The 222-nt window shown below is 67.6% G+C and carries 1 protein-coding gene; it reads left to right on the top strand.

The genetic code is table 11. The features are described from left to right. A partial coding sequence (locus P7D22_RS23365; RefSeq protein WP_319936630.1) for a dienelactone hydrolase family protein occupies positions 1 to 222 on the top strand: 222 nt, incomplete at both ends.

The raw sequence follows: 222 nt of genomic DNA, 5'->3' as shown, positions 1-222 counted from the left end.
GGAGACACTGCTCGCAGGCGCATGCCCGATCGTCGGCAGCTATGGCGGCCGCGACTGGCTGATGAAGGGAGCGGCCGAGCGCCTGAACCACGTCCTGGAGGCGAACGACGTCGCACACGACGTCCAGGAGTATCCCGACGCAGGCCATGCCTTCCTGGAGGTACATGGCGGCACGCTCGGCTGGGTCATGGCGCGGCTGGGAATGCGCTTCGACGATGGCTC

The sequence above is a fragment of the Lichenihabitans sp. Uapishka_5 genome, assembly GCF_033947565.1.
Lineage (GTDB): Bacteria > Pseudomonadota > Alphaproteobacteria > Rhizobiales > Beijerinckiaceae > Lichenihabitans.
This window is presented reverse-complemented; position numbering and strand designations above follow the sequence as displayed.